The sequence below is a fragment of the Pontibacter sp. GD13 genome, from assembly GCF_058216355.1.
Window position 1 is genome coordinate 1 of the sequence record NZ_JBYZMQ010000001.1, and the last position, 26,554, is coordinate 26,554.

Consider the following 26,554-nt stretch of genomic DNA (forward strand, 5'->3'; position numbering starts at 1 on the left):
TTGAGCAATGGAAAGAACAAAATATTGATACCAGCATTGTGGCTGTGAGTTATGACTGGAAGGAGCAGAAGGCTATGATCACCATTGCATACGAAAACAGGGTGTACGAATTTCCTTGCACTGCAACCTGGACAGAAACTGATTGTTTAAATGCGATAGCAAGTTTAAACTTATAACTCATGACACTAAGAACGATAAACGACATATTCAGTCAGCTACTAGAGGCAAAGGCTAGGATAAAAGAGCTACACCAAAGCATAATGGATGACTATACGACAGAGCCTGACTTGGCTGGCTTGAATAGTCCATCCAAAACAGCCATTTACAGATTGTTCGCCTTTGTGGTAGCTGCTTGTATGTGGTTGCAAGAGGCAATGTGGGCTGAATTTAAGAAGGAGGTTGATTCTATTATTGAGAATGCTATTCCTGGTACAGATCGTTGGCTGGCTGCAGAAGCAAAGAAGTTCCAGTATGGTGATAACCTTAGTTTTGATCCTAAAACCTTCAAATACGCTTATCCTGTAATTGACCCTGCCAAGCAAATTGTAGCAGCTGCAGCAGTTCAGGCAACAGGCGGTACTGCATTGGTGAAAGTCGCAGCCTTAGTGAATGGATCACTGGCCGCTCTAACAGGTGAACAGCTTACATCTTTTCAGGGGTTTTTGGATAAGATTAGAACAGCAGGCTCAAACCTAAGGGCAATGAGTGCTGATGCCGACCTGATCAGGTTGCCGCTCACAGTTTACTATGACCCTATCTATGCTTTACCTAATGTAAGGTCACAAGTGGAAGCGGCAATTCAGAAGTACCTTAAAAGCCTCGACTTTAACGGACAGATCAGGCTTATTGCTTTACAGGATGCTGTACAGTCTGTGGCAGGCGTGCGGGATGTAAGGTTGGGTGCTGTTGAAGCCAGAGCTGCAGCGAGTACTGCATTCGCTACAGTGGAGCGTGTGTATTTTCCACTGGCAGGATATGCCATCATTGATCCGGATGTGCCTTTGTTCAACTCAATAACTTACCTGCCAGAATAATGAAGATTTATACGGTAGACTTCCGGAAATTCATTCATCAGCTTTTGCCCCCTGCTTTGAGGAAAAGCAGAATGATAGCATTCCTGCACGCATTGATCACACCGCTCCGTGGTTTATATGAGCAGTTTGGGAGCTTTCATCTTTCCAGGAGAAAAGAGGTAAGCATTACGGGGCAGGTGATCAGCCTGGAATGGCTGCTTAATGACAGGTTTAATCAAGGACAACCCGGTATCTGGATCAGGCATAACACACCAGTGCAGGAAGCTTTCTTTATGTTCGATGAAGGCTATACAGAAGAGGCATTTGATATTTATGATGAGGCAGAGGGGAAAGGACCTTACATGTATGAAGATGCTGATATGGTGCCTTCAGATGTGAATTTTGTTGTTTTGGTCCCGGCTGCTTTGGAGTTTGATCAGGCAGAGATGAGCGCAGTAATCAATAGCAAAAAGCTGTATGGCAGTACTTACTCCATTCAGCCATATTAACAGGATTTAATTTTAGCCAAAGAATAAGATGAAACAAGTACTTACAAATAACATTGCACCAGGTAAGGGTCAGCCGTTTGGAAAACGTTCACTGGATCACTTACAGTTAGGTTTAAGAGAATCAATTGCTGCTACAGTTGAGGCAGTAAACAAAGGGAGGAAGCAAGTCGTGTACCTCACAGGATGCACCATTGCCTCATCCGCTTCGCAGCATACCAACACAGCTGGATGGGCTTATCATAACGGTGAGGTTTTCGAAGTGCTGGAAGGCGTGGTTAATTCACCTGGTACTCCTGTTTGGATAGTGGAGCAGGTATATGAGAATGGGGGTGCTGTGCCATTCAGTAACCTGGAGTTCCACGATGTGTTAGCTATCCGTAGGTTAAAGTTGGCTGCACCTGGTACAGTTGGAGGAATAGATTTAGCAAATGCTGAAGCCTTTAGTGTCCTGTTAGCTTCAGCACACGAACACACAGCAGATGAAATTGATGGTTTGTTAGATGCTATTAGTGGCAAAGCTGATGCTGAGCAGCCTGCTAAAACAGCTCCTGCTTCTACTATTGGCGAAGATTACATTACCTATGCACCAGCGCAATACTTTAAAGACACTTTGGGCTTTGTGCATTTATCCGGGTTAACTGTACTCAGAAAAGCTGAAATTGATGCTGTAAATGGAACGGTGATTTTTACACTACCAGCTGAATACAGGCCAGCAGCAAAGGTTAGCTTCTATGGATTTACAGGCACTTGGCAGAAAGCAAATATCTGGATTGACGTAAACGGGGATGTTCATTTAAGTGTAGATTACAATGAATTTAGCTCTCAAAATACAGATTACCACATTTCATTTGATGGCATGTACTTTAAAGCAGCCTAACATAAAAAGCCTTCACAAAATGAAGGCTTTTATATTGCTTTTAGTTAGTTAAAAGTTTGCATCATACGAACTTTTAACTAACTTTGTATAAGTAATCAATCACCGCCGAGAGGCATAAAAAATCTAAGTATGTTAAACACAATTCTTCAAATCGCTAAGGAAAACCCTTACGGCTTCACGTTCAACCTCAGAACAAATTCTTTTGTAAAATACGGCTTCGTAGTCGCTTACAAAGAAACTCAAAATTGCTTCGGTTTAGATGGGCTTCAAAGTGTGTTAAATCACGCAGCACAGCACGAAGGTATCATCGGAGGCTGGTTAAATTCAGAAAATCAGCAGTACTACTTTGATAGCTGCAAAGTCTTCAAAAACAGAAAAGCAGCAATAGAATTCGGAATCGAAAACAAGCAAATAGCAATCTTCGACCTGACCAACTTAGAAGAAATCAAATTGTAAAACAAAGGAGGGGTGAAAGCCCCTCCCTTAACTATATACTCATGAGAAACTTAGAACTGTTACCCGTTGATAAGTCTATTCAGGATCAAATAAGGTTATCCAGAGATAAGCTATTGGCCTTTGCCGGAATAAAGGTAGATATACTTGAATTTGCCGATAATAAGCTCCGTGTGCGCGTGGAGCAGGCCGAACTAAAGAACAACTTCATGTTGAATCAATCGCAGCTTGTAGGCCGTGCAGGAGCCTTGTTTGCCCCTTTGGATAACAAGTATAAGATTCACTACGTTGCGCTCACCTATAGCCCTGATTTAAGCCAGTATGACCATCATTGGGTGAATGAGCGAATGGCAGAGTTTAAGATTAGCAGAAAAGACCTGGAAAAGCAGATGGGTATTGATAAGGCTACATTGTCAGAGTTGCTGTCTGGCAACAGGAGTTTGACAAAGTTTCAGAAGGCTGCATTCTTCTACTACTTTATGACGTATGAATTGAATAGAGATGTAAGGGAATACATGCAGGAAGAAGCCGAATAAAATAGCGTTACTACCTGACTTTCATCTATTAAAGATACAAAATATTGCTGACTTTGCCTACTGTTTATAGTAATAAAAACAGTGTTTTGGCGAATATTTTTAAAGAAAAAGCCCTCTAATGTGAGGGCTTTTTTAATGTTTTAAAGTATGTTTAAAAACTGATTAAAGAACTAAGCGAATAATAACACGTGTTAAATTTTGAGCAATTTGGTTTTGCCTAATATGCAATTTCGTTTTGCCGATTATATTACCAGCTACTATATAGACTCTTTTGAATAAAATTTAGTTGCATCGCAAAGCACCAGCCAGTAAAAATATATTTTGCTCTCACGTCGCTATGTTGTTAATGCTTTTAGCTTGTGAAGGTAACCTGAAACAGGACGTAAAGTTTCTGCATTACCTTTGGTGTTGAAAAACAATTGCTTAGCATCTGCTCCAAAACACACCACACATATTTTGCCGGGTTCATTAAACCATTGTGCAAACTTTGAGTCAAAACAACCACACGCGTATATTTTTCTATTCTTATACTTCATGAAGAAATTAATACTCCTCCTGCTACTTCTTTCAGGGTTCGGACAGGTTTATGCACAAACATTTACCGTATCCGGCGCTATTCTGAGCAGCAGTGATAAAACGGCCTTGCCCGGCGCCAACGTGGTGCTGATCAATGCGACCAATGCCTCTAAAACAGCATCGGTAACCGATGCGAACGGCCTGTTCCGCTTTGAGCGGGTAGCCAATGGCCAGTATACCGTAGAAGTGAACTACATCGGTTTCCAGAAATTCTCTAAAACCTTTCTGGTGCAAGGAGCCCCCGTGCAATTGGGTAGTCTACAGCTCTCAGACGGGTCTACTGCCATTAAGGAGGTACAGATAGTTGGCCGTGCCCCACTCGGCGAGCAGAAAGGCGACACCACCCAGTTCAATTCCAAAGCCTTTAAAACAACTAAGGATGCCAGTGCTGAAGACCTGGTGACAAAGATGCCCGGCATCACCTTGCAGGACGGCAAGATACAGGCACAGGGCGAAGATGTAAAACAGGTGATGATTGACGGCAAGCGCGTAGTAGGCGAAGATGTGAACTCTGCCGTGCGCAACCTTTCAGCTGACATGATCGAGAGTGTGGAAGTGTTCGACGGCCAAAGCGACCGCGCGGCCTTCAGCGGCTTCGATGATGGCAACAAGATCAAGACCCTGAACTTCAGAACCAAAAAAGAAGCGCGCCAGGGATACGTAGGCAAAGTATCTGCCGGATACGGCACCGATGACCGCTACATGGTCGGCGCTGTTTTGAATTACTTTAACAACAGCAGAAAAATCACGGTGAGCGGCCTGACCAACAACATCAACATGTTCGACTTTTCTATTGGCGAAACACCAGGAGGAGGCATGAGAGGCCGGAGAGGCTGGGGCGGCGGCTCCCCGAACGGCATCATCAACACCAACACCTTCGGGGTGAACTACAACGACATGTGGGGCAAAAAGATGGAAGTAAGCGGAAGCTACAGTTATTCTGACCGTGATATTGTGAACAACCAGTTCCGTTTCCGCGACTACATCGGAAACACCGAAGGACTGCAGTACACAGAGAACAGCCGGAACAATGACACCAACGAAAGCCATCGGTTTAACTTCCGGCTACAGTATAACATCGATGCCAACAACAGGTTACTGATCACCCCCGCGCTATCTATCCTGAACAATAACTCCTTTACCACGCGCGAAGCCAGTACCACCAGCAACGGTGGCCCCCTTTCTGCATCCGTGAACCGTAACCTGGTGGACAATAACACCTTGAATTTTAGTAACAACATCCTATACTCGCACCGCTTCGGTGATTCAGGCCGTATCCTGACCACTAATTTTAACACGAGCTACAGCCGTACGGAAGGTGAAACATACCTGGTGGAAAACACGGAGAATTTCAAGGACCCGGAAAAGGACATCAAACGGGATCAGCTGATCAATCTAAACAGGGAGAACACTTCCTGGGAAGGCAACCTGGATTACTCCCAGAAGCTAGGTGAATTTTCGCGTTTGCAGTTAGAGTATAACATCAACAACCGCAGCAATGATGCTGATAAAAGAACGTATGACTTTGTGGAGAGCGCCGGCACTTACTCCGATTTTAACACCTTGCTGAGCAACACCTTTAAAAGCGACTATATCACACAAAGTGTCGGCCCAAGCTACCAGTACCGTACCGATAAAATCAGGCTGCAGGCCAACGTCCGGTACCAGTACGCTACCCTGCAAAGCGACAGTGAGTTCCCGAAACCGTATGCGCTGGAAAGGAGCTTTTCCAATCTGCTCCCTTCCGCAGAGTATGAGTACAAGTTCTCCAACACCCAGAACCTGAATGTAAGTTACCGGACCAACACCAACGAGCCTTCGGTGGAGCAACTGCAGGATGTTCTGGATATCGCTAATCCGCTGCAACCGAAAGTGGGTAATCCTAACCTGAACCAGGATTTCCAGAACCGCATGAACCTGCGTTACAGAAGCTTCGACCCGGAAACCAACAAGGTGTTCTTTGTGGGCGTGTTTGGTACCCTTACCCAGAACTACATCGCTAACAGTGTGTACACCAACGGCGCTCCGGAAGCATATACTGGCGGTTACACCATCCAGCCAGGTGCCCGCCTTTCCCGCCCGGTGAACATGGATGGATACTGGAACGTGCGCTCCTTCTTGAGCTATGGGCAGCCCCTGACTATTGTACGCTCCAACATTAACCTGCGCGGCTTTGCCGGCTACTCCAGAATACCGGGTATGATAGATGAGCAGGTGAACTATGCCAACAACCTGAATTTTGGGGCCGGGCTGAACATCAGCAGCAACATCAGCGAAAAAGTGGACTTTAATGTGTCTACCAACGCAAACTATAACATTATAGAAAATACGCTGCAGGTAAACCAGAACAACAATTATTTTACGCAAAGCACTGATGTGCGCCTCAGCTGGATCTTATGGAAGGGCCTGGTTTACCGCACCGAGCTTAATCATCAGTTCAACTCCGGTTTATCTTCCGGCGTCGACAACAGCTACCTGCTCTGGAACATGAGTATCGGGAAAAAGCTTTTTAAGAATCAGCAGGGTGAGATCAGCCTGAGCGTGAACGACCTCTTGAAACAGAACGTGAGCATACAGCGGAACGTCGCTTCTGATTACATCGAAGACGTACAGTCTACGGTATTGCAGCGGTACTTTATGCTCACATTCAGCTACAACATCCGCAAGTTTAACGGAGGTACAGCCCCAGCCATGGATAACCTGAAGCGCGAATGGGGTGGCCGCGGCCATTAAATTGTCAGCCAGCATCTAAACCAACAGCGCTTATAATTTGCTTTTAATATACTTCCTGGAGATATTTACCCCATAAAAGTAACATACCTTAAAGCGACATGAACGAAGCGCATTTACACATCACCCTGAACCATTTCCCTATCGTTGGCAGCCTGATCGGCGTACTGCTTCTGATCGCCGGTCTGCTTTTAAAGAACCGGGACACAGCCCGCGTAGCGCTCGTGCTGTTGATCGCAAGCGCACTGGTGGCGATTCCCACTTTTATGACCGGCGAAGGCGCAGAGGAGATTGTAGAGCACATGGATGGCGTGAGCCACGACCTGATTCACGAACACGAAGAGAAAGCAGAACTGTATATCTGGCTGATAGAGGCTGTAGGTGTGTTGGCTTTGCTTGCCCTGATCGCTGATATCAAGAACATGGCTTATAAGAAGGCATTGCTAATCGTAACCCTTTTGGTTGGCGGACTCTCCCTTTTTGTTGCCCGTCAGGTGGGCACGTCCGGTGGTGAGATTAACCACCCGGAGATTAACGGAACACCGGCTGCAACGGCCGCCGGTTAGATCGATCGTGCAGCAACGTTGGTGCTCTTGCATGTGGTGTTGCATTTTTAAAATCGGCTTACCCCTTGTCCCGAAAGCCAAATACCCGCTTTAATTTGCTTAGGGTAAGCGCATGTTCCTCCGTGCCCTCGGTTCCCAGTAAATAGGCCCAGCCACTTAAGCTTGGCTCGTGGTCGCAATAAATCTTAAATATACCCAGGTACGGGATTGCCACGAACATGCCGGGCAATCCCCAGATCATACCGCCAACAATGATACTCAGAATTGTAAAAAGCGGGTTGATATTCACTTTCCCTCCCGTAATGTTCGGGGTGAGGATGTTGTTCTCGGTAAACTGTACTAGCAGGAAAAAGCCCAGTACGCCCAGAGATTTGTGTATGTCTCCCTGTATGGCAAACGTATACAGTAAAGGGATTGCTCCCCCGATCAAAGTACCAAAGTAAGGGATGAAATTCATCAAGGCGGAGAGAATGCCCAATAAAATAGCGTACTCCACACCTATTAGAAGCAAACCTGTGGTATTGAGCACGCACAGGATTAGAATGACCAGCACCACGCCCCCCATATACCGTTTGGTTACATGCGACACTTCACGGATCATTTGCTCCGCCTTTGGAAGATTGTAGGAGGGGATTTGTCGCAGGATAAAGTTTTTAAACTTGTTTCGGTAATAAAGTGCCAGGAAAATATAGACAGGCATTAGGCCGAACTTTACCAGGGTATCGGTCGTGGCCATCAGCAAATTTCGCAGAAAATTTCCGCTTAGCTCCAGGGCATCCACTACTTGCGCCCTCAGCCAGTGTTCATCCTCCGGGCTGCCTTCCCCGAATTTTTGTTCAAGGGTTAGTTGCAGGCGATCCAGGTTGCTGAGCGCTTTCTCCTGCAATCCCGGAAAATCGCCGATGAAAACAACAAGTTGCTTATAGAGCAGGATGATAGCGCCCACAAACACCGCCATGGCCAGGATAATGGTAATTAAATTCGCCAGGATTCGGGTAACGCCCCAACTCTCCAGCTTGCTTGCCAGGGGGTAGAGTAGGTAGGCAAAAAGCACCGCCATAAAAATCGGGTATAGGAATTCCCGCGCCGCCACGAGCACATACACGAGCAAAATACCCAGCAATAGGCCGAATGTTAACTTTTGTAAGGTCTTAAAAGATTTCCCCATACCCCTTAGTACCGCGGCCATGGCCATTTAAGTTTTATACTTTGCGTTTTAAAGCCCTACCTTTGCCATAAATCCCCTATTTCTATGGCTACGTTCGAAGACCTGCACTTATCCTCTGCCCTGCTGCTCAGTCTGCAGGAACTGAAGTATACCATTCCAACCCCAATTCAGGAAAGTGCGATTCCGTTATTGCTGCAGGGGCACGATGTGGCTGGCCAGGCGGAGACAGGCAGCGGGAAGACCGCTGCCTTCGGGCTGCCACTGTTGCAACAGGTGAACACCGATCTGCAGCAGGTACAGGCCCTCGTGCTGGTGCCTACCCGCGAGCTGGCCGTGCAGGTACGTCAGGAACTGAAACAGTTTGCCAGGCACCTGAACAACCTGAAGATAAGCGCTTTTTACGGCGGACATGCCTTCTCACAGGAACGGGCCTCGCTAGCCCACCCACCGCAGGTTTTGGTCGCCACCCCAGGGCGCCTCACAGATCACCTGAACCGCAGAACCCTGGACCTGAGCCAGGTAAAACTACTGGTGCTGGACGAGGCGGACAAGCTGCTGGAGATGGGGTTTGAGGAAGAGATAGACAAAGTAATGGGCTACCTGCCCGCCAAACGCCAAACCATACTTTTCTCCGCCACCATGCCCGCCGACGTACACGAGCTGATCTCCAACTCGCTGAAAAACCCACAGTTTGTGAAGGCCTCTGCGCAGGCCATTCCGGACCAGGTGAAGCTGGTGGGCATTAAAGTGGAGCATGGCAGTCGCAAAGAGGTCGTGATCAGTTTGCTCAAAAGTATAGATTCAGCTGGCACCGTGGTGTTCACCAACACACGCCTTGCCGCCGATGAGTTGGCAAGCATGCTGCTGGAGCAGGGGATTTCAGTTAAAGCACTGCATGGCGGCATGGAGCAGCCCGATCGCGACAAGGCCATGACGCTTTTCCGGAACAAGACTACCCAGGTGTTGGTAGCCACAGATGTGGCGGCACGTGGCCTGGACATCGCCGCCCTGCAAAACATCATCCATTACGAGCTTCCATTTGATGCTGCTGCCTACCTGCACCGCAGCGGGCGTACCGGCCGGGCCGGAAAAAATGGCACCGTGTACACACTCCTCTCTACCCGCGACGAGGAAAAACTGCAGGACTGGGAACAGGTGGGCATGGATGAATGGCTGCAGGCCAGCTCCTTACACAACAAGCCTGCTGCAAAAAACACTACGGCTGGCGTTGCTTTTGCCACACTGCACATTAACGGTGGCAGAAAAGAGAAGCTCAGTGCCCGCGATATAGTAGGTGCCCTGATTGCGGAGGCAGGACTGAAAGCCGGGGAAATCGGTAAAATAGAGATACAGGACCGCATGAGCTTTGTGGCCGTGCCGGAAACTCAAAGTCAGGACATTGCACAGCAGCTAAGCGGTGGCAAGATAAAAGGCCGCAAGTACAAGGTCACCTTGGTAAAGGACTAAGCATTTGCACTAAAAAAATCCCTTTTTAAAACAATTTTATCAAATATTCAGGAACCATACTTTTAGGATTCAGGTTGACAGGGTATGAGAAAAATGTATCTGACGACCTTATTTTGCGCCTTCATAGCCATTTTACCTGCCAGTGCGCAAGAACACAAACCTTCGCACCAGGCCATTGAAAACATTGAAGCAAAGTATCGGGATTTAAACGCGCATGCTGATTTTGTTAGCGTGAACGGAGTGCCTGTGGCACAAAATACCCGCTTTATCCAACCCGAGGATCAGGTGGTTGAAAATTATGCCAACCTGCGCCAGATCGCTTTGGTGCGCCACGGAGAACCTCAATTAAATAAGAACGGCAAGTTCACGTTCGATGAGGCCCGTCAGTTCTTAAAGGATTATGACAGTGTGGGTATCGTGCGGCCCGATAAGCCTTTCCTGACTGTCGAGAACCCGGACGAGGTAGCAATCTTCTGCAGCTCTTTAAACCGTGCCCGTGCCACGGCCAACTACCTGTTTGGCGAAGACAGTCTGATCACAGTTTCGCCTGAGTTCAGGGAATTTGAGAACACGCTGGGCAAACGAGCCCTTAAAATGCGCCTGCCCATCAAACTCTGGACTGCCACAGCCCGCATTAAATGGATACTCGGCTTTGACCGCGAGGGAATAGAAACCTTCGCCGCTGCCAAGGCCCGCGCCCAGAGCGCAGCCAGGCGTTTAGCAAAAGCCACCGAAGAAAACCCAAAAGCCGTATTGGTCGCCCACGGTTTTCTGAACCGCTACATCAAAGACGACCTCGTTGCCATGGGCTGGCGCGTGGTGCGCGATGGCGGCAGCGGATATTTTGGAACGACGATCCTGGTGAAAATTGATGAGCAACCAAAGCAGGAGACCATCCAGATGGCGCTGCATGCCGGCCAGTAAGCCAATTTTTAAGGGACGCTAACCTAGTTCAAGCAACGGTTTGGCATTCTTTCCTTTACTCCCTCAAAACATGCGTATCTATCATTTCTAGCAAAAAAACGTTCCTAAACAGGGCTTTCCGAGCCTGAAATGCCCTATAGCAATTGCCCCTCTGGCCTTCAACTGACCTGATGCCAGAGGGGCAGTTGCTGTTTTTAAGTGCCTCCTCCCATCTGCATACAGCTCTTCCAACCATTTAAGCTAATTTCATTAGCAAAAACATAGCGCTGCATGCTAAAATCTTATACCTTTACTACATGGAGATAATGGTAGGTATAGCCGCATTTTTGGGAGGTGTTGTTGTGGCCTTTCTGGCACTAAAAGGGAGAATGAGCACCTTGCAGCACACTGCCAACCAGGCCGCGGTAACCCAGGGTGTCCTGGAGGGGCAGGCCAGGCTAAAAACGGAGGAGTTGATTCATCTGAAAGAGCTGTTGCGCGAAGCCCAAACCGAAACCCTGGAGCTGACCAATGCCCTCACCAAAACCGAGACCGATTACGAACACCTGAAAATACGCCTACAGGAGCAGGCCAAAGAACTGGACCTGCTTCGAGACAAATTTCTGCAACAGTTCCAGAGCATTTCCAACCAGGTGCTCATGACCAATGCCGAGCATTTTAACAAAGCCTCCTCCGAGAACCTGGAACGCATCCTGTCCCCGTTGAAGGAACGGATAAAGGAGTTTGAGAACAAAGTAGACCAGACCTATGAGAAAACACTGAAAGACAGTGCCTCACTTAAAGAGCAGATCACGCAGCTAGCCTCCTTAAACCAGCAAATGAGCCAGGATGCCGTTAACCTGACCCGCGCCCTGAAAGGAGAAAGCAAGACACAGGGCAACTGGGGCGAGTACCTGCTGGAAAGCCTGCTCGAAAAGTCAGGCCTTCGCAAGGGCGTGCATTATGTGCGCGAAGAGGTACGCCAGAATGAGGAGAAACAAGTATATCGTCCGGATGTGATCGTGCGCCTGCCCGATGGCAAGCACCTGATCATCGACTCCAAAATGTCGCTGGTGGCGTATGAGGCCTACTGCAGTTGTGAGGACGACCTGCAGCAGGAAGTATACCTGCGCGGCCACATTGCCTCGGTGCGCACCCATTACAATGATTTAGGAAAGAAGAACTACCACCGCCTGACGGGCCTCAACTCACCGGATTTCGTGCTGATGTACGTGCCCCTGGAGCCCGCTTTTAACCTGGCCGTGCAGCATGACCACGACCTGTTTACCGATGCCTTCGACCGCAACATCGTTTTGGTGACCACCTCCACCCTGTTGGCAACACTGCGCACTGTGGCGGGTGTGTGGCGCCAGGAGGACCAGAAACGCAATGTGCTGAAGATCGCTGAAGAAAGCGGCAAACTGTACGACAAGTTTGTAGGCTTTGTAGATGATCTGAAAACCATCGGCAAACACCTCGAGAGCAGCCAGACATCCTACCATGCTGCCATGAACAAGCTGACGGAGGGAAAAGGCAACCTGGTACGCAAGGTGGAGCTGCTGCGCGAACTGGGTGCAAAGTCCAGCAAGCACCTGGACGAGCACCTGCTGCAGGAGGCGAAAGCGACGGAGGAATTGCAACAGAAGGATTAACTGATCTGAAGTATGGTTGCGTGCCCTTCCAATACGAATTACCTTTTTACTACGGCTGCGTACTAGTGCTAAAGTAACGAGTGCATGTTTAAAATAACCCTAAACCCAACCCATGAAAAAAATTATCCTTCCCGGCCTTTTCGCCGCGCTGGTCTTTACTTCCTGCTCTACCCAGAAAACCGAGACGGCAGGCATGGAGCAGACCGCTGAAATGTCGGCTGTGCAACAGGAAGCCCAGAACTTTCTCGATCAGTACTCCACCACTTACCAGAACCTCTACACCAAGTCCGCAGAGGCAGAATGGGCTTCCAACACCAAAATAGTGGAAGGCGACTCCACCAATGCCGTGGCTACCCGCCGGGCGAATGAGTCCTTCGCCGCGTTTACAGGAAGCACCGAGAACATCAACACAGCCAAAGCCATGCTGGAGAAAAAGGACCAGCTGACGCCGTTGCAGGTTAAGCAGTTTGATGCTATACTTTACGCCGGCGCCAACAACCCGCAGATCATTCCGGACGTGGTTAAGGCACGCATCAAAGCTGAAACAGAGCAAACCGAGAAGCTCTATGGTTTCGATTACCGCATTTATGAAAAATCGGTGAGCACCAACGACATCGACAACATCCTGAAGTCAGAGAACAACCTCAAAAAGCGCCTGGATGCCTGGGAGGCCAGCAAAGCAGTAGGCCCCGGATTGAAAAAGGGCTTGCTGAACCTCCGCGACCTGCGCAACCAAACCGTGCAAAGCCTTGGCTATGACGATTACTTCACGTACCAGGCATCAGACTACGGCATGACACGCCCTGAGATGCTGGAATTGATGAAGCAGATAAACGAGGAGCTGCGCCCCCTGTACCGCGAGCTGCATACCTACGCACGTTACGAACTGGCCAAAAAGTACGGCGTGAAGCAGGTGCCCGATTACCTGCCTGCCCACTGGTTGCCGAACCGCTGGGGCCAGGACTGGAGCTCGATGGTGGACGTGGAGGGTATTGACCTGGATGCCGCCCTGAAACCCAAAGGCGCCGAGTGGATCGTGAAGCAGGGTGAGCGGTTTTACACCAGCCTGGGTTTCCCGAGCCTGCCGCAGACCTTTTACGAAAAATCGAGCCTGTACCCTTTACCGGCAAACGCGGGCTATAAAAAGAACAACCACGCCTCTGCCTGGCACATGGACCTGGACAAGGATGTGCGCAGCTTGATGAGTGTGGAACCGAACTCAGAATGGTACGAGACCTCGCACCACGAGCTGGGCCACATCTATTATTACATGACCTACACCAACCCCGATGTGCCGGTACTGTTGCGTGAGGGCGCTAACCGCGCCTACCACGAGGCCATTGGCAGCCTGATGGGACTCGCGGCCATGCAGAAACCATTCCTGACGGAGCTAAACCTGATCGACAAGGACGCACAGACTGACGAGGTGCAGACCCTGTTGAAGGAAGCCCTGAGCTATGTGGTGTTCATCCCTTTCTCATCCGGAGTGATGAGCGAGTGGGAGAATGATTTTTATGCCAACAACCTGCCAGCTGACCAGTTGAACAAGCGCTGGTGGGAACTGGCTAAAAAATACCAGGGCATAGTGCCCCCTGCTAACCGCGGCGAGAACTACCTGGACCCAGCCACCAAAACGCACATCAACGACGATGCCGCCCAGTATTACGACTATGCCATGAGTTACGTGATCCTGTTTCAGCTGCACGATCATATAGCCAAAAACATACTGCACCAGGACCCCCATGCCACCAACTATTATGGCAACAAGGAAGTGGGCAAATTCCTGCGCGACATCATGTACCCTGGTTCGTCAGCTGACTGGCGCAAGGTGCTGAAAGACAACACCGGCGAGGAGTTAAGTGCACGCGCCATGGTAGACTACTTTCAGCCGCTTATGGAGTACCTGAAAGAGCAGAACAAAGGACGCAAGTATACTTTGTAAGCTTTTAAGTATCGGGCCGGCGGGTTAAACCCAACCAGGAATTTCAAGTAACAGCAAGGCCGCAACGGTTTCCCGTTGCGGCCTTGTTATTTTGTTTAGCTACAGCTTCGAAAATGGCTGGCATGCAACCTTTTACGAGCGCCGCTTTAAGGCATAAACTTTAAGACTTATTACCGCTGCCAATAGTGGCTCAGGAAGCCAGCCAACTTATCCATGGTCTGGGTAAGCTCGGGTAGCTCCGGCAGGTAAACCAATCTGAAATGGTCCTGGGCAGGGTAGTTAAAGCCTGAGCCTGGCACAAGCAGCACATGTTTTTCTGCTAGCAGGTCCAGCGCAAACTGCTGATCGCTGTGTATGTTAAACTGCTTGGTATCGATCTTGGGGAACAGGTAAAAGGCGCCCTTCGGTTTAACGCAGCTGATTCCCGGAATGGAAGTCAGCATGTCGTAGCTGATTTCGCGTTGCCGCCCAAGCCGGCCAGTGGGCTGGGTGTTGTCATAAATGGTCTGCTCTCCTTCCAGGGCCACCTCAATGGCATGCTGGGCGGGCACGTTGCTGCACACCCGCAGACTGGCCATGGTGTTCAGGCCTCCGATGTAATCCTGGCCGAGCTTCTTTGCCCCGCTCACCAACATCCAGCCTGCCCTAAAACCTGCCGCCAGGTAATTTTTAGATAGGCCGCCGAAGGTAACGCAAAGTATGGCATCCGATAATGTGGCTGTGGAGGTAAACGGAACCCCGTCGTAGAGGATCTTATCATAGATCTCATCCGAGAAAACCACCAGCTGCCGCTCCTCCGCCAACTGCACCAGCTCATGCAAAAGTTCTTTGGAATACACGGCACCTGTGGGGTTATTGGGGTTGATGATGACGATGGCCCGGGTACGGCTGCTGAGATTGCGCCTGATATCGGCCACGTCCGGAAACCAGTCTGCCTGCTCGTCGCAGCGGTAATGCACGGCCTTGCCTCCGGCAAACCTAACTGCCGCTGTCCAGAGGGGATAATCGGGTGCAGGCACCAGCACTTCATCGCCCGGGTTCAGCAAGCCCTGCACCGCATGCAAGATCAGGTCGCTCACGCCATTGCCCAGAAAAACATCCTCGGTGCTCACATCGGCAACCCCCATTTTGGTGTAATAGCGTTTCACGGCCTCACGGGCACTCAGAATCCCCTTGTGGTCTGAATAGCCCTGTGCCTCGCGTAACTTATCCTGGTAGTGTTGGAGCACAGCATCCGGAGCCTGAAAGCCAAAAGGTGCCGGGTTGCCGATGTTCAGCTTGGTCACCCGATGCCCCTCCGCTTCCAGCTCCTTTGCTTTTTCGTATAAAGGACCGCATAAGTCGTAGGAAACGTGCTGCAGGCGATTGCTTTTTGTTATCATATTCAAAATTTTAGCGAATATACCACTAAGGCGCATAGGCAGCACCAGCGGCAAACACTATTTTACGAGACAGGTTGCAACCCTCTGTTCGTATTGTATTAATGTACTTGAAAAACCTGGCTTGTTTGTTACAATTCTACCCGCATGGATAAATAACAAATACAGGCTAAACCTTAACCTTGAACCGTACACAGCTAAATATCTGGAAATTAATATGAAAAAAAGACTGGTAGTTTTAACGGGGGCTGGAATTAGCGCCGAGAGCGGCTTGGCTACGTTCCGCGATGCGGACGGGCTTTGGGAAGGGCATGACGTGATGGCAGTGGCATCGTTGGAAGGCTGGCGCAAAGATCCGGAGCTGGTGCTCAATTTTTACAACGAACGCCGCAAAAACGCTTTGGCCGTAACGCCGAATGCGGCGCATAAGGCTCTGGCCGAGTTGGAACAGGACTTCAAGGTGCACATCATCACCCAAAACGTGGATGATCTGCATGAGCGCGCCGGCAGCACGAGTGTGCTGCACCTGCACGGCAAACTGTTCGAGTGCCGCAGCACGACAGACCCCAAGCTGATCTACCCCCTGGAAGGCTGGGAGCTTAAACTAGGTGACACCTGCGCACAAGGCGCACAACTCAGGCCCAACATCGTGTGGTTTGGGGAAGCGGTGCCCCTGATGGAGCAGGCCATAGAAGAGACACTGCTGGCGGATATTTTCCTGGTGGTAGGCACCTCCCTGGCTGTTTACCCGGCTGCCGGACTGGTGGATTTTGTACCGGACCAGGTACCTATTATTGTAGTGGACCCGAAATTGCCCCCCATGCGCAAGCGCCCCAACCTGCATGTGTATGAGGAAAAAGCCAGCACAGGCATGGTCAAGATTAAAGACTTGCTGCGGAGCCGCTATCATTAAATTATAGGAAGTAAAATCTGTTTAGCTTGATTAAAAGATCATTCAAACAATTAAAAGCAAATTAATTTTTTTTAGACATATCTAAATTAATAATTTTGCGTAGCTAATGCTATTACTATACTTACGCAAAAAATAATAAAGATATGTTTAAAATAATTTTACTCTGCTCTCTTTTACAAATAACATCTTTTCAGGTATCGGCGCACACAGGTTCTGTAACAGGCCAGGTAAAAGGCGGCCATAAGGATATACCTTTTGCCACAGTCGTATTAAAAGGCACTAAATGGGGTGCTCCTACAAATGAGCAGGGGTATTACAGATTGCCGGATGTGGCACCTGGTATGTACCAGCTGCTAGTATCTGCTATTGGGTTCAAACCTTTTGAACAAACAATAGAGGTGCTGGAAGGGAAAGAAACGGTACTGCATGTTGCCCTGCAGGAGTCAAGCGCCACCCTAAACGAGGTAGTTGTAACGGGCACCCGTACCAATCGCAGGCGTCTGGAGAGTCCGGTGGCGGTAAATGTGCTTGACAGCAAGACCTTTGGTCTCACGCAATCCAACACCTTATCCGAGGGCTTGTGCTTTCAACCTGGCCTGCGTATGGAAACCGACTGCCAGACCTGCAACTATACCCAGCTGCGCATGAACGGGCTTGGCGGCTCCTACTCCCAGATATTAGTGAACAGCAGACCGGTTTTTACCTCTCTGATGAGTTTGTATGGCCTGGAGCAAATCCCAACAAATATGATCGACCGGGTGGAAGTGGTGCGCGGCGGGGGCTCGGTGCTGTATGGTTCCAGTGCCATTGCAGGTACCGTGAACATCATCACCAAAGAACCCTCCGAGAGCTCCTATACCCTTTCCTCTACCTCATCAGTGACCGCCAACACTGCATGGGATCACTTTGTCAATGCCAATGTGAACACCGTGAACGAGGAGCAAACTGCGGGGATTTCCATCTTCGGCTCATTCCGCAACAGGGAGGGCTACGACGCAAATGCGGACGGTTTTACTGAATTGTCTAAACTGAACAACAATTCGTTCGGCTTTAACACTTTTTTCAAACCCTCCACCCAAGATCGGCTGGAGGTAAACGGCTGGAGCATTCATGAGTTGCGACACGGGGGCAACAAACTGGATAAACCTGCCGACCAGGCAGATCAGTCGGAGTACAGGCTACATGACATTCTGGTGGGCGGTGTAAACTACGACCATCAATTAAAGGACGGCGTAGCCTCCTATACTTTTTACGGTGCTGCCCAAAGCACGAATCGCACGCACTACACGGGCATTGACCAAGCCGATGGCTGGGGTCAGACCCGCAATTATACCCTGCAGGCCGGCTTCCAATATAATTATACCGTGCATGAGCTTCTGGGAGGCAAAAACACCCTGACAGCTGGGGTCGAACATGTTTATGAGTCTATTTTTGATGAAATAACGGCATACGATTTTCTGGTGGACCAGGAGACAAACCTGAGCGGCTTGTTCCTGCAAAGCGACTGGGATGTTACGCCCCAGATCACCGTGTTATCGGGGGTGCGGGCAAATCGTCACGGCAGCGTAGCGGGCCTGGTTTTCACGCCGCGCATCAGTGCCGTTTACAAGCTGGGCACCACCACGCAGTTCAGGGCTTCCTATGCGCGTGGCTTTAAGCCGCCTCAGGCCTTTGAAACGGATCTGCACATTGCTTTCGCTTCAGGCGGAATTTCCCTGATTCAGGTAGACCCAACCCTGCGCGAGGAAACATCAAACAGCGCAAACGCCTCTATCGATTTCAATAAGGCTAGTGAAGCCCTGATCTTTGGTTTCACCCTGGATGGCTTTTATACCCGCTTACAGGATGCTTTTGTGCTGGAGCAACTGGGTACCGATGCGCAGGGTAACCAGCAGCTGTTGCGGAAGAATGGCGGAGATGCACTTGTGCAAGGAATCACTTTGGAGGGCCGCATCAACTACTCGCAAGTCTTTCAGGTGGAGTCGGGCATCACCTTTCAGCGATCTTTATATAATGCCCCGGTAGCCTGGTCTGTACAGCTGCCTGGCAGACGGGCCTTTCTGCGCACGCCAAACGTTTACGGTTATTATGTGCTGTCGCTGTTCCCGCAAAACAGGTTTACGGCTGCCTTGTCGGGGGTGGTTACGGGCGCTATGCTGGTGCCACACTATGGCGGGGCTCCCGGTGTGGTGGAGGATGCAGTGGTTGTGTCACCGGTTTTTGTAGAAAACAACCTGAAGCTGGCCTATAGGTTTACACTCAGTAGTGTGCAAAAAGATTTGCAATTGAGCGCAGGTGTGCAGAACATGTTTAATGCCTACCAAACTGATTTCGACACAGGCAAAACACGCGACAGCAACTACGTATATGGCCCTGCCCGGCCTCGCACTTTCTTTGTAGGGTTGAAATTCGGCCTGATGTAAAGCATACCAATTATAATCCTATTTGTACATTCCTGCGTAGTAGCAAGTGATCTTCAATTTAGTAAAAAACTATGGATTACAAATACAGACTACTCGTAACGCCCGCCACCTGGAGCCTCACCATTGTCCGCGTATTCCTGGGCCTGGTGCTTTTTCCGCACGGGGCCCAGAAACTACTCGGATGGTTTGGGGGTAGTGGCCCTTCTGGTTTCATTAGCGGGTTTGAGCAAATGTCAGGCTTGCCCGGTGTGCTTGCCTGGCTCGTGATCATTATCGAGTTTATAGGCTCCCTTTGTCTTATTGCCGGCCTCTGGACACGCATCTGGGCGTTCTGCGTCCTCTGCCTTTTCGTGGGCATCGTATTAGCGGTACACTTGCCCAATGGGTTCTTTATGAACTGGGGCGGTAACCAGGCCGGCGAAGGCTTTGAGTACCACCTGCTCATAATTGGTATGGCCTGGGCCTTGATAGTGGGAGGCGGAGGCTACCTGAGCGTAGACAAGGAAATGGTTGGGCAGGAAAGGACGTTTTAGTCCTCTGCCTTCTCCCCTTTGTCCACGATGCTCCCTTTAGTGAAAAGAATGGTTTGCATCATTTTGCGCCAGGTCGGCTTCTTGCGCAGCAGAAACTCCAGGTCCATTCCAAAGTGCTTAAACTCTTCTTCCTGGGCATTCTGCATAATGGCTTTGGCCTCTTTGTCCTGCTCTACGGAAATACGCTGCTCGTACCAGCTAATGGCTTCTGCCTCCTCAATTACAGACGTGATCATGCGGACAAAAGTGCGGGTCTCCTGAGAAAGTTCCTGGGGTGGTTCGTGATATTGTTCGGTTGGCATAAGTTTTAAATTTAGTTTGTTAACCTAACGCCCCCTGCCCCGGATTGGTTATTTAAAACTTGGAATTCGTCAGCTCCGTCTCCCATTGCTGCGCCGGGTTATACCATAGCGCCCCCTGCCTGATGGTAAGCGGCGAAGGGATGTTATTTCGGTAAAGCTGGCCTGTGCCTAACCCCTGCGGCATGGTAACATCATAACCGGCAGTAAACTGCGCAATAGCATTCAGGCCAATGTTTGATTCCAGGGCAGAAGTAAGCCACCAGCCGATGTCGCGCGCCTCTGCCATTGCTATCCATTCTGCACTGGCCCCAAGGCCTCCGACCAGGGTTGGCTTCAGGATGATGTACTGCGGCTTGATCGCTTCCAGCAGGTCCTCTTTGGCTTTTGTGCCCCGTATGCCAATCAACTCCTCATCCAACGCGATGGGCACAGGACTGTAGGCACAAAGTTGAGCCATTTCCGCTGTTTGCCCTTGCCGGATGGGTTGTTCAATCGAGTGCAGGCCGTATCTGGCCAGGCGTTCCAGCTTTTTGTAGGCATCCTTTGGTGTAAATGCACCATTGGCGTCTACGCGTACGGTGAGGCAATCGGCCCCTGCCACTTCCCGAATCCCTTGCAGGATCTTGAGCTCCTGTGCAAAATCGAGGCTGCCAATTTTCAGTTTCAGGCAAGTATAGCCCTCTTGCAGCTTCGTTTCAATCTGCTTTTGCATGAACGGTAGCTCGCCCATCCAAATCAGGCCATTGATCGGTATACCCACTTCACCCACGCTGAAGGAGTTTACATACACCTGTCGCCTGCCGCCGTTCTCCAGATCAAGCAACGCGGTTTCCATTGCGAAATAAAGGGCTGGCCATTCATCCAAAGCGAGGGTCTCCGGCAATTTTTGGGAGAGGTGCAGGCGAATCTGTCCTGAGTTTACCGCCAGCACTGTCGCTTTTATTTTTTCCTCCAAATCCGGACGGGCATCCAGGCTAAGGCCAGCCAGCGGAGCGCACTCCCCTATACCGGAAAGAGAAGGCGCATCTTCGCTAAAAACGCTGATATAAAATACCTTATGCTTTGCAATAGCGCCGCGTGAGGTACGTGCCGCAAAATTGAAATGTAGGGTATGGGAAGTATAACTAAGTTTTAAATGCATAGAACGACTGCTGGTTTTGTGGCAAGATAAACCATTATGGCTAATTCTGACGTAAATGAACTACTAAGAATAACCCTGGGCAGTCTATGGAAGTACATGGTAGCTGCAACGGCGTACCTTACTTTTGGAACATTTACTTATTGCTGCTTCTGATTTCTGAACCTTTACCTGATTAACCTGTTCTTTTCAATAGGGCTTTTACGGCATTTTTAACTACGAAACATTTATGAGCACCCTCACCGCCTCCTCCACACAAGCTGCGCTTCAGCAATACGAGCGCATCCGCTCCCGTACGGAGCTCATTTGCCAGCCACTCGAACCGGAGGATACCGTGGTGCAGCCCATTGTGGATGTCAGTCCGCCCAAGTGGCACATGGCGCATACGAGCTGGTTTTTCGAAACGTTTGTATTGAAAAAATACTTACCCGGCTATCAGGAATACCATACGCAGTACAGTTACCTTTTCAACTCCTATTATAACAGTGTTGGCAGCCGCGTACAGCGCGACCAGCGCAGCACTCTCACCCGTCCGCCCCTGCGTGATATTTATTCCTACCGCCAGCACGTGGATGAGCACATCAGCAAGCTGCTGCACAACCTCGACGAAGCGCTGGCTGCCGAGGCTTTGCCCATTCTGCAGTTGGGTTTGCAGCATGAGCAGCAGCACCAGGAGCTTTTGCTCACCGACATCAAGTATATCCTGAGCACCAACCCATTGCTTCCGGTGTATAAGGAACTCACGCAGGAGGCAGCGCAGCCAGAAGCAGTGAAAGCAACTTTTCTGGAGGTACCCGGCGGGAAGTATAAAATTGGGTACAGGGGGCAGGATTTCTGTTTTGACAATGAACTCGGCGTACATGAAGTATGGCTCGACGATTTTCAGGTGATGAACCGCCTGGTGACCAACGGCGAGTACCTGGAGTTTATGCAGGACGGCGGCTACACGGATTTCAGGCACTGGCTCGATGAAGGCTATGCCCTGGTGAACAGCCAGCAGCTGGAGGCGCCGCTTTACTGGATGCAACAGGATGGCGAATGGCACCGGTACACCATGCACGGCCTGCAACCGGTAAACCTGAACGAGCCGGTGACCCATATCAGTTTTTATGAAGCCGACGCCTATGCCAATTGGGCCGGCAAGCGCCTGCTGACTGAGTTTGAATGGGAGGCCGCGGCGCAGGCCTATCCGCCACAGGAGGGAAATTTTGTGGAGAGCGAGCGCCTGGAGCCCCGCCCTGCCCAGCCTGGCTGTGAAGGGCTGCAGCAACTGTACGGCGATGTGTGGGAATGGACCTACAGTGCCTATCACCCCTACCCTGGCTTTACAAAGGCGCCCGGCGCCATTGGCGAGTACAATGGCAAGTTCATGATCAGCCAGATGGTGCTGCGCGGCGGTTCCTGTGCTACCTCACAAAGCCACATACGCACCACTTACCGTAACTTTTTTCACCCTGATAAACGCTGGCAGTACACTGGTATTCGGCTGGCAAACAAATAAACTTATGGATTTAAATTCTACCCTAGCACCCATGATAGATCTGAGCCGCAAACAAGACGGCAGCAACGATACCGCCGCCTTTGCCAGCGATGTGGCAGAAGGCCTTAGCCGCAAACAAAAGCACTTGCCCTCTCGCTATTTCTATGACGGACGGGGAAGCCAGCTTTTTCAGCAGATCATGGATTTACCTGAGTACTACCTTACCCGTGCCGAGTTCGAGGTACTGAACGATAACAGGGCGGACATGGCGCGACAGTTCTCTCAGGAGGGTTTTTTCCATATGATAGACCTGGGAGCCGGGGATGCCCTGAAAACAAAGGTGCTGTTACGCGAGCTGGCCAGGCAAAAAAGTAGCTTTGATTATGTGCCCATCGACATTTCGGGAGATGCCATGGCGCAGTTAGCCGATAGCCTGCAGGAAGAACTGCCCGCTGTAAATGTGCAGGCCGTGGTGGGAGAATACTTTCAGGCCCTGCAATGGCTACAGGCGCACAAATCAGAACGAAAGGTACTGCTGTTCCTGGGCTCTAACATTGGTAATTTCGAAGCACACGATGGTCTGGTTTTTCTGCAGACTATTCGCAGCTACCTGAGCAAGGGAGACAAGCTGTTCATGGGCATAGACCTGCGCAAAGACCCCGACACCATCCTACATGCCTACGACGACGCGGCCGGTGTAACCGCTGAGTTTAACCTCAACCTGCTGCGCAGGATCAACCGTGAGCTTGGGGGCAATTTTGATGTAGACCAGTTCCGGCATTATGCCATGTATAACCCCCTGGAAGGCGTGATGCGCAGTTTCCTAATCAGTCAGAAAGAGCAGGAAGTGTATATCCGTGACACCGGGCGCACCTTCCATTTTGATGCCTGGGAAGCCATTCACACCGAAAACTCACACAAGTACTCCCTTGAGCAGATTCGGGAAATGGGCCAACAGTGCGGCCTGGAAGTAGAAACTGTTTTCTACGATAACCAGAAAAACTTTGCGGATGTGCTCTTCACATTGCCTTAGTCGCAACAACATTTAAGGTATACATTACCAAAAGTCTTTATAAATTGCGATTTAACCGTATGTCCGCCTCGCGCGAATGGGTTATACTACGCTACGAAATTTTTGAACCGGATTGTAAACAAGCGTCTGTCTAAGTCGCCAAGTCTTTTATCCATGGAATATATCTCCCTGGCCTCCGGTGCCAGTTATTTTAGAAGTCCCGAAGAAGCTACCACCGCAGCCATCACTGCTTTGCAAGACGGCAAAACGTTTTATGGTCCTACGGAGGGCACTTTAGGACTCCGACAGGCAATTTGCGACAGGTATAAAGCCGATGGAGTACAACTCGACCCGGAGCAGGTGCTTATTACCCCTGGTAGCAAACAGGCACTTTTTAACTTGTTTACCAACCTGCTGCGGCAAGGCGACGAGGTGGTGGTGCCTACCCCAGCCTGGTTCGGCTTCCAGCAACTGATGAAGTATAGCTGCGGCATGCTCAAGCCCTTGCAGACCCACCAGAAAGACGGCTACAAACTTACTCCGGAGATGCTGCGAAAATCTTTGAACAGCCGCAGTCGTATAGTAGTACTCACCAACCCGGGTAACCCGACCGGCAAATGCTATGGTAAGCCGGAGCTGGAGGCACTGCTCGAGGTGGTGAGGGAATTCCCCAACCTATACCTGCTGTCAGATGAAATTTACGACGCTATTACTTACAGTGAGCCTTTTACTTCTATCCTTTCCTGCCAAGGGGCGAAAACAGAACGAACAATCGTTGTAAATGGCTTTTCTAAAAACTTTGCCATGTCCGGCTGGCGCATCGGTTACCTGCTGGGCCCGAAGGAACTGGTACAAAGCTGCGCCGAGTTTCAGGGAATCACTTATTCAGGTGTAAGCGTTTTTATGCAGGATGCAGCCCAAGCCACCCTGGCAGTGCGGCAGGAAGCGCTTAAACCCATGCTGCAGGTGCTCAGCCACAACCGTAGCCTGGTGGTGGCAGCTTTCAAAGCGATCCCGCAGTTGCGCTATACCGTGCCGGACGGGGCCTACTATTTCTTCCCTGATTTCAGCCATTATTTGCAGCGCACCACACCGCAGGGTGAAACAATTGCCTCCGGTACCGATCTTTTCCGCTACTTACGGGAGCAGTATAGCCTGGAACTGGCGGATGGCGCGCTATTTGACTCCCCCGGCCATGCCCGCATGTCGTTTGCCATAGAGAGCGACAAATTGCAGGAGGCGCTCCAACGATTGAAGGCGGCGTTGGCGTCACTTCGTTGATAAGAACATACAGCAGGCTAAAGGTTAAAATTGTAGCCTCCATAGCCCCATCACGTCAGTATAAATAGGTATATTGACGCCTATAATTTCGATACATGAATTTTCTCTTTACCCGCCGTATACTTGGTGCCGGCTTATTGCTGGCTACTCTCCTTTTTTCATCCTGTGAAAGCGGCCCCCGCCAGGAGGATGCGCTGACAGCCGAATCACCTATGCATTTACCGGACTCCACTACGGTACAGTTCGTTGCCTCTGCAGGTGTGGCCGTTGCTACATTGCCCGCAGAGCCCCTGATCAACCTGAACGCCTCTGCCGAAACGGTGCTGGCCAGGCCACAGGTGCCCATTTTATGCTACCACCAGATACGCGACTGGCGCACAGGAGACTCTAAGCAGGCAAAAGACTACATTGTTCCGACCGATCGCTTTGAGCAACAGCTTAAAATACTGGCAGACAGCGGATACCACACCATCCTGCCCGATCAATTGATGGCTTACCTGACCACCGGTGCCCCCCTTCCCGAAAAACCCGTGATGCTCACCTTCGACGACACCAACCTGGACCAATACACTAATGCCCTGCCGGTGCTGGAAAAGTATGGCTTTAAGGGTGTCTTTTTTGTGATGACTGTCTCCCTGAACAGGCCCCGCTACATGACCCGCGAACAAATAAAAGACCTGTCGGAGAAGGGCCACGCCATCGGCAGCCATACCTGGGATCATCATAACGTAAAAAAATTCACCGGCAACGATTGGGTAACCCAGGTAGAGAAGCCCAAACTGGTCCTGGAAGAAATCACCGGGAAACCCGTTACCTACTTCGCCTTTCCGTTTGGCCTTTGGAACCAGGAGGCAGTGCCGGAGTTAAAAAGTAGGGGGGTTACAGGCGCATTCCAATTAGCCGCCAAACAGGATGCACAGAATCCGCTCTTCACTGTTCGGCGCATCATAGCAAGCGGGTACTGGGACTCCGAACGGCTATACCAGAATATGGTAGGCAGCTTTGATTAGATTGTTATTGTAGTTGGGAAAATGCCTTTGTACAGGAGTACTATACGTATGGGTATAACGGTAAGGAAAAATTACACTTAGCACGCATCATATGGATACAACCCGACACCTCGGCGTAGATTATGGAGCTAAGCTGGCTGGAACCACTGCTGTAGCATTTTTAGAGGGGGGCAAATTACGAGTATTGCAAAGCAAGCGTGGGCAGGATGCGGATGCCTGGCTACAGCACCTGGTTGTAACTTTTAGGCCTGCGGTGCTTTTTATGGATGCCCCACTCACCCTTCCCAGGGTATACGCGCAGGGAGCCTACTCATCTGATGCCGATTATTTCTACCGCTCCTGCGACAGAGAGTTACAAGCTATGTCGCCGCTTTTTATCGGCGGCCTGACGGCGCGTGCAATCAGGTTGCGGGCCAACCTGGATGACCAAGGCGTGGCCGTGCTGGAAACATACCCCAGGCAGTTGGTTACACTGCAGTTTTCTGGTTTAGCGGGGTACAAAAAAGGCCTTGCTGCGCTCCCTGTTTTTACAGCGGCACTGCAAAGCCTTCTTTCATTTCCCTTGCATCAGGCGCCAGCCAACTGGCATCAGTTCGATAGCCTCCTTGCCTGGCTCAGCGGGTACCGGCACCTGCAGGGGCTGTCTGTCCTGTACGGCGATGCCCGGGAAGGACGGGTTATTGTGTAACCC

At 50.3% G+C, this 26,554-nt stretch carries 24 protein-coding genes; 19 read left to right on the forward strand and 5 right to left on the reverse strand.

Annotated features, from left to right (window positions below):
- Positions 1 to 260: 260 nt before the first annotated feature.
- The 5 genes from AC4BAN_RS00005 (at position 261) to AC4BAN_RS00025 (ending at position 3,388) form a co-directional block, all read left to right on the forward strand.
- Entirely contained in the window at positions 261 to 1,034 is a 774-nt protein-coding gene (locus AC4BAN_RS00005) for a hypothetical protein (protein ID WP_490562300.1), read from the forward strand.
- Complete coding sequence (locus AC4BAN_RS00010) at positions 1,034 to 1,522, forward strand: hypothetical protein (protein ID WP_490562301.1); 489 nt, start codon at positions 1,034 to 1,036, stop codon at positions 1,520 to 1,522. Before AC4BAN_RS00005 ends, AC4BAN_RS00010 begins: the two co-directional genes overlap by 1 nt.
- Positions 1,523 to 1,550: 28 nt before the next feature.
- Entirely contained in the window at positions 1,551 to 2,399 is an 849-nt protein-coding gene (locus AC4BAN_RS00015; protein ID WP_490562302.1) for a hypothetical protein, read from the forward strand.
- A gap of 129 nt (positions 2,400 to 2,528) precedes the next feature.
- A complete protein-coding gene (locus AC4BAN_RS00020; RefSeq protein WP_490562303.1) occupies positions 2,529 to 2,855 on the forward strand; it encodes a hypothetical protein in 327 nt (108 codons plus the stop codon).
- A gap of 41 nt (positions 2,856 to 2,896) precedes the next feature.
- Positions 2,897 to 3,388, forward strand: a complete 492-nt coding sequence (locus AC4BAN_RS00025; RefSeq protein WP_490562304.1) for a helix-turn-helix domain-containing protein — start codon at positions 2,897 to 2,899, stop codon at positions 3,386 to 3,388.
- 335 nt (positions 3,389 to 3,723) lie between these two features.
- Here AC4BAN_RS00025 and AC4BAN_RS00030 read toward each other — a convergent pair whose 3' ends face one another.
- Positions 3,724 to 3,924, reverse strand: a complete 201-nt coding sequence (locus AC4BAN_RS00030; protein WP_490562305.1) for a hypothetical protein — start codon at positions 3,922 to 3,924, stop codon at positions 3,724 to 3,726.
- Here AC4BAN_RS00030 and AC4BAN_RS00035 point away from each other — a divergent pair.
- Together AC4BAN_RS00035 and AC4BAN_RS00040 are read left to right on the forward strand one after the other, a co-directional pair.
- Positions 3,923 to 6,697, forward strand: coding sequence for an outer membrane beta-barrel protein (locus AC4BAN_RS00035; protein ID WP_490562306.1), 2,775 nt, complete (start codon positions 3,923 to 3,925; stop codon positions 6,695 to 6,697). The genes AC4BAN_RS00030 and AC4BAN_RS00035 overlap by 2 nt on opposite strands.
- Positions 6,698 to 6,795: 98 nt before the next feature.
- Positions 6,796 to 7,260: a hypothetical protein gene (locus AC4BAN_RS00040; RefSeq protein WP_490562307.1), complete on the forward strand. Its 465-nt coding sequence runs from the start codon at positions 6,796 to 6,798 to the stop codon at positions 7,258 to 7,260.
- A 58-nt stretch (positions 7,261 to 7,318) separates the two neighbouring features.
- On the opposite strand, the gene AC4BAN_RS00045 is transcribed toward AC4BAN_RS00040, so the two are convergent.
- Positions 7,319 to 8,449 carry an AI-2E family transporter gene (locus AC4BAN_RS00045; protein WP_490562308.1) on the reverse strand — a complete coding sequence of 377 codons (1,131 nt, stop codon included), beginning with the start codon at positions 8,447 to 8,449 and terminating at the stop codon, positions 7,319 to 7,321.
- A 63-nt stretch (positions 8,450 to 8,512) separates the two neighbouring features.
- Between AC4BAN_RS00045 and AC4BAN_RS00050 the strand changes: the two genes are divergently transcribed.
- The 4 genes from AC4BAN_RS00050 (at position 8,513) to AC4BAN_RS00065 (ending at position 14,392) form a co-directional block, all read left to right on the forward strand.
- Positions 8,513 to 9,895 (forward strand): DEAD/DEAH box helicase, encoded by a 1,383-nt coding sequence (locus tag AC4BAN_RS00050; RefSeq protein WP_490562309.1) that lies wholly within the window; start codon positions 8,513 to 8,515, stop codon positions 9,893 to 9,895.
- A gap of 84 nt (positions 9,896 to 9,979) precedes the next feature.
- Positions 9,980 to 10,819: a histidine phosphatase family protein gene (locus AC4BAN_RS00055; RefSeq protein WP_490562310.1), complete on the forward strand. Its 840-nt coding sequence runs from the start codon at positions 9,980 to 9,982 to the stop codon at positions 10,817 to 10,819.
- 296 nt (positions 10,820 to 11,115) lie between these two features.
- Positions 11,116 to 12,450 carry a DNA recombination protein RmuC gene (locus AC4BAN_RS00060; protein ID WP_490562311.1) on the forward strand — a complete coding sequence of 445 codons (1,335 nt, stop codon included), beginning with the start codon at positions 11,116 to 11,118 and terminating at the stop codon, positions 12,448 to 12,450.
- Positions 12,451 to 12,562: 112 nt separating this feature from the next.
- Positions 12,563 to 14,392, forward strand: coding sequence for a M2 family metallopeptidase (locus tag AC4BAN_RS00065; RefSeq protein ID WP_490562312.1), 1,830 nt, complete (start codon positions 12,563 to 12,565; stop codon positions 14,390 to 14,392).
- Between the two features lie 170 nt (positions 14,393 to 14,562).
- Here the strand turns inward: AC4BAN_RS00065 and AC4BAN_RS00070 are convergent, their stop codons facing one another.
- Positions 14,563 to 15,774, reverse strand: coding sequence for a pyridoxal phosphate-dependent aminotransferase (locus tag AC4BAN_RS00070; protein WP_490562313.1), 1,212 nt, complete (start codon positions 15,772 to 15,774; stop codon positions 14,563 to 14,565).
- Positions 15,775 to 15,988: 214 nt separating this feature from the next.
- On the opposite strand from AC4BAN_RS00070, the gene AC4BAN_RS00075 reads away from it, so the two are divergent.
- From AC4BAN_RS00075 to AC4BAN_RS00085, 3 genes are all read left to right on the forward strand, one after another.
- On the forward strand, positions 15,989 to 16,684 hold the full coding sequence (locus AC4BAN_RS00075; RefSeq protein ID WP_490562314.1) for an SIR2 family NAD-dependent protein deacylase: 696 nt from the start codon (positions 15,989 to 15,991) through the stop codon (positions 16,682 to 16,684).
- Positions 16,685 to 16,827: 143 nt separating this feature from the next.
- Positions 16,828 to 19,107 carry a TonB-dependent receptor gene (locus AC4BAN_RS00080; RefSeq protein WP_490562315.1) on the forward strand — a complete coding sequence of 760 codons (2,280 nt, stop codon included), beginning with the start codon at positions 16,828 to 16,830 and terminating at the stop codon, positions 19,105 to 19,107.
- Positions 19,108 to 19,178: 71 nt separating this feature from the next.
- Positions 19,179 to 19,640 carry a DoxX family protein gene (locus tag AC4BAN_RS00085; RefSeq protein ID WP_490562316.1) on the forward strand — a complete coding sequence of 154 codons (462 nt, stop codon included), beginning with the start codon at positions 19,179 to 19,181 and terminating at the stop codon, positions 19,638 to 19,640.
- Here AC4BAN_RS00085 and AC4BAN_RS00090 read toward each other — a convergent pair.
- Both AC4BAN_RS00090 and AC4BAN_RS00095 read right to left on the reverse strand, forming a co-directional pair.
- Positions 19,637 to 19,942, reverse strand: coding sequence for a ferritin family protein (locus tag AC4BAN_RS00090; RefSeq protein WP_490562317.1), 306 nt, complete (start codon positions 19,940 to 19,942; stop codon positions 19,637 to 19,639). The two genes, AC4BAN_RS00085 and AC4BAN_RS00090, sit on opposite strands and share 4 nt — an antisense overlap.
- Before the next feature lie 52 nt (positions 19,943 to 19,994).
- On the reverse strand, positions 19,995 to 21,083 hold the full coding sequence (locus tag AC4BAN_RS00095; protein WP_490562318.1) for an o-succinylbenzoate synthase: 1,089 nt from the start codon (positions 21,081 to 21,083) through the stop codon (positions 19,995 to 19,997).
- A gap of 226 nt (positions 21,084 to 21,309) precedes the next feature.
- On the opposite strand from AC4BAN_RS00095, the gene egtB reads away from it, so the two are divergent.
- From egtB to AC4BAN_RS00120, 5 genes are all read left to right on the forward strand, one after another.
- Entirely contained in the window at positions 21,310 to 22,581 is a 1,272-nt protein-coding gene (gene egtB, locus AC4BAN_RS00100) for an ergothioneine biosynthesis protein EgtB (RefSeq protein ID WP_490562319.1), read from the forward strand.
- 4 nt (positions 22,582 to 22,585) lie between these two features.
- Complete coding sequence (gene egtD, locus AC4BAN_RS00105) at positions 22,586 to 23,593, forward strand: L-histidine N(alpha)-methyltransferase (protein ID WP_490562320.1); 1,008 nt, start codon at positions 22,586 to 22,588, stop codon at positions 23,591 to 23,593.
- 102 nt (positions 23,594 to 23,695) lie between these two features.
- Complete coding sequence (locus tag AC4BAN_RS00110) at positions 23,696 to 24,853, forward strand: pyridoxal phosphate-dependent aminotransferase (RefSeq protein WP_490562321.1); 1,158 nt, start codon at positions 23,696 to 23,698, stop codon at positions 24,851 to 24,853.
- 95 nt (positions 24,854 to 24,948) lie between these two features.
- Positions 24,949 to 25,863, forward strand: a complete 915-nt coding sequence (locus tag AC4BAN_RS00115; RefSeq protein WP_490562322.1) for a polysaccharide deacetylase family protein — start codon at positions 24,949 to 24,951, stop codon at positions 25,861 to 25,863.
- A gap of 91 nt (positions 25,864 to 25,954) precedes the next feature.
- Entirely contained in the window at positions 25,955 to 26,551 is a 597-nt protein-coding gene (locus tag AC4BAN_RS00120) for a hypothetical protein (RefSeq protein ID WP_490562323.1), read from the forward strand.
- The last annotated feature ends 3 nt before the right edge of the window (positions 26,552 to 26,554 follow it).

Coding starts and splice junctions, on each gene's coding strand:
- AC4BAN_RS00005 (WP_490562300.1), top strand. CDS start 261: ATGGATGACTATACGACAGAGCCTGACTTGGCTGGCTTGAATAGTCCA.
- AC4BAN_RS00010 (WP_490562301.1), top strand. CDS start 1,034: ATGAAGATTTATACGGTAGACTTCCGGAAATTCATTCATCAGCTTTTG.
- AC4BAN_RS00015 (WP_490562302.1), top strand. CDS start 1,551: ATGAAACAAGTACTTACAAATAACATTGCACCAGGTAAGGGTCAGCCG.
- AC4BAN_RS00020 (WP_490562303.1), top strand. CDS start 2,529: ATGTTAAACACAATTCTTCAAATCGCTAAGGAAAACCCTTACGGCTTC.
- AC4BAN_RS00025 (WP_490562304.1), top strand. CDS start 2,897: ATGAGAAACTTAGAACTGTTACCCGTTGATAAGTCTATTCAGGATCAA.
- AC4BAN_RS00035 (WP_490562306.1), top strand. CDS start 3,923: ATGAAGAAATTAATACTCCTCCTGCTACTTCTTTCAGGGTTCGGACAG.
- AC4BAN_RS00030 (WP_490562305.1), bottom strand. CDS start 3,924: ATGAAGTATAAGAATAGAAAAATATACGCGTGTGGTTGTTTTGACTCA.
- AC4BAN_RS00040 (WP_490562307.1), top strand. CDS start 6,796: ATGAACGAAGCGCATTTACACATCACCCTGAACCATTTCCCTATCGTT.
- AC4BAN_RS00045 (WP_490562308.1), bottom strand. CDS start 8,449: ATGGCCGCGGTACTAAGGGGTATGGGGAAATCTTTTAAGACCTTACAA.
- AC4BAN_RS00050 (WP_490562309.1), top strand. CDS start 8,513: ATGGCTACGTTCGAAGACCTGCACTTATCCTCTGCCCTGCTGCTCAGT.
- AC4BAN_RS00055 (WP_490562310.1), top strand. CDS start 9,980: ATGAGAAAAATGTATCTGACGACCTTATTTTGCGCCTTCATAGCCATT.
- AC4BAN_RS00060 (WP_490562311.1), top strand. CDS start 11,116: ATGGAGATAATGGTAGGTATAGCCGCATTTTTGGGAGGTGTTGTTGTG.
- AC4BAN_RS00065 (WP_490562312.1), top strand. CDS start 12,563: ATGAAAAAAATTATCCTTCCCGGCCTTTTCGCCGCGCTGGTCTTTACT.
- AC4BAN_RS00070 (WP_490562313.1), bottom strand. CDS start 15,774: ATGATAACAAAAAGCAATCGCCTGCAGCACGTTTCCTACGACTTATGC.
- AC4BAN_RS00075 (WP_490562314.1), top strand. CDS start 15,989: ATGAAAAAAAGACTGGTAGTTTTAACGGGGGCTGGAATTAGCGCCGAG.
- AC4BAN_RS00080 (WP_490562315.1), top strand. CDS start 16,828: ATGTTTAAAATAATTTTACTCTGCTCTCTTTTACAAATAACATCTTTT.
- AC4BAN_RS00085 (WP_490562316.1), top strand. CDS start 19,179: ATGGATTACAAATACAGACTACTCGTAACGCCCGCCACCTGGAGCCTC.
- AC4BAN_RS00090 (WP_490562317.1), bottom strand. CDS start 19,942: ATGCCAACCGAACAATATCACGAACCACCCCAGGAACTTTCTCAGGAG.
- AC4BAN_RS00095 (WP_490562318.1), bottom strand. CDS start 21,083: ATGCATTTAAAACTTAGTTATACTTCCCATACCCTACATTTCAATTTT.
- egtB (WP_490562319.1), top strand. CDS start 21,310: ATGAGCACCCTCACCGCCTCCTCCACACAAGCTGCGCTTCAGCAATAC.
- egtD (WP_490562320.1), top strand. CDS start 22,586: ATGGATTTAAATTCTACCCTAGCACCCATGATAGATCTGAGCCGCAAA.
- AC4BAN_RS00115 (WP_490562322.1), top strand. CDS start 24,949: ATGAATTTTCTCTTTACCCGCCGTATACTTGGTGCCGGCTTATTGCTG.
- AC4BAN_RS00120 (WP_490562323.1), top strand. CDS start 25,955: ATGGATACAACCCGACACCTCGGCGTAGATTATGGAGCTAAGCTGGCT.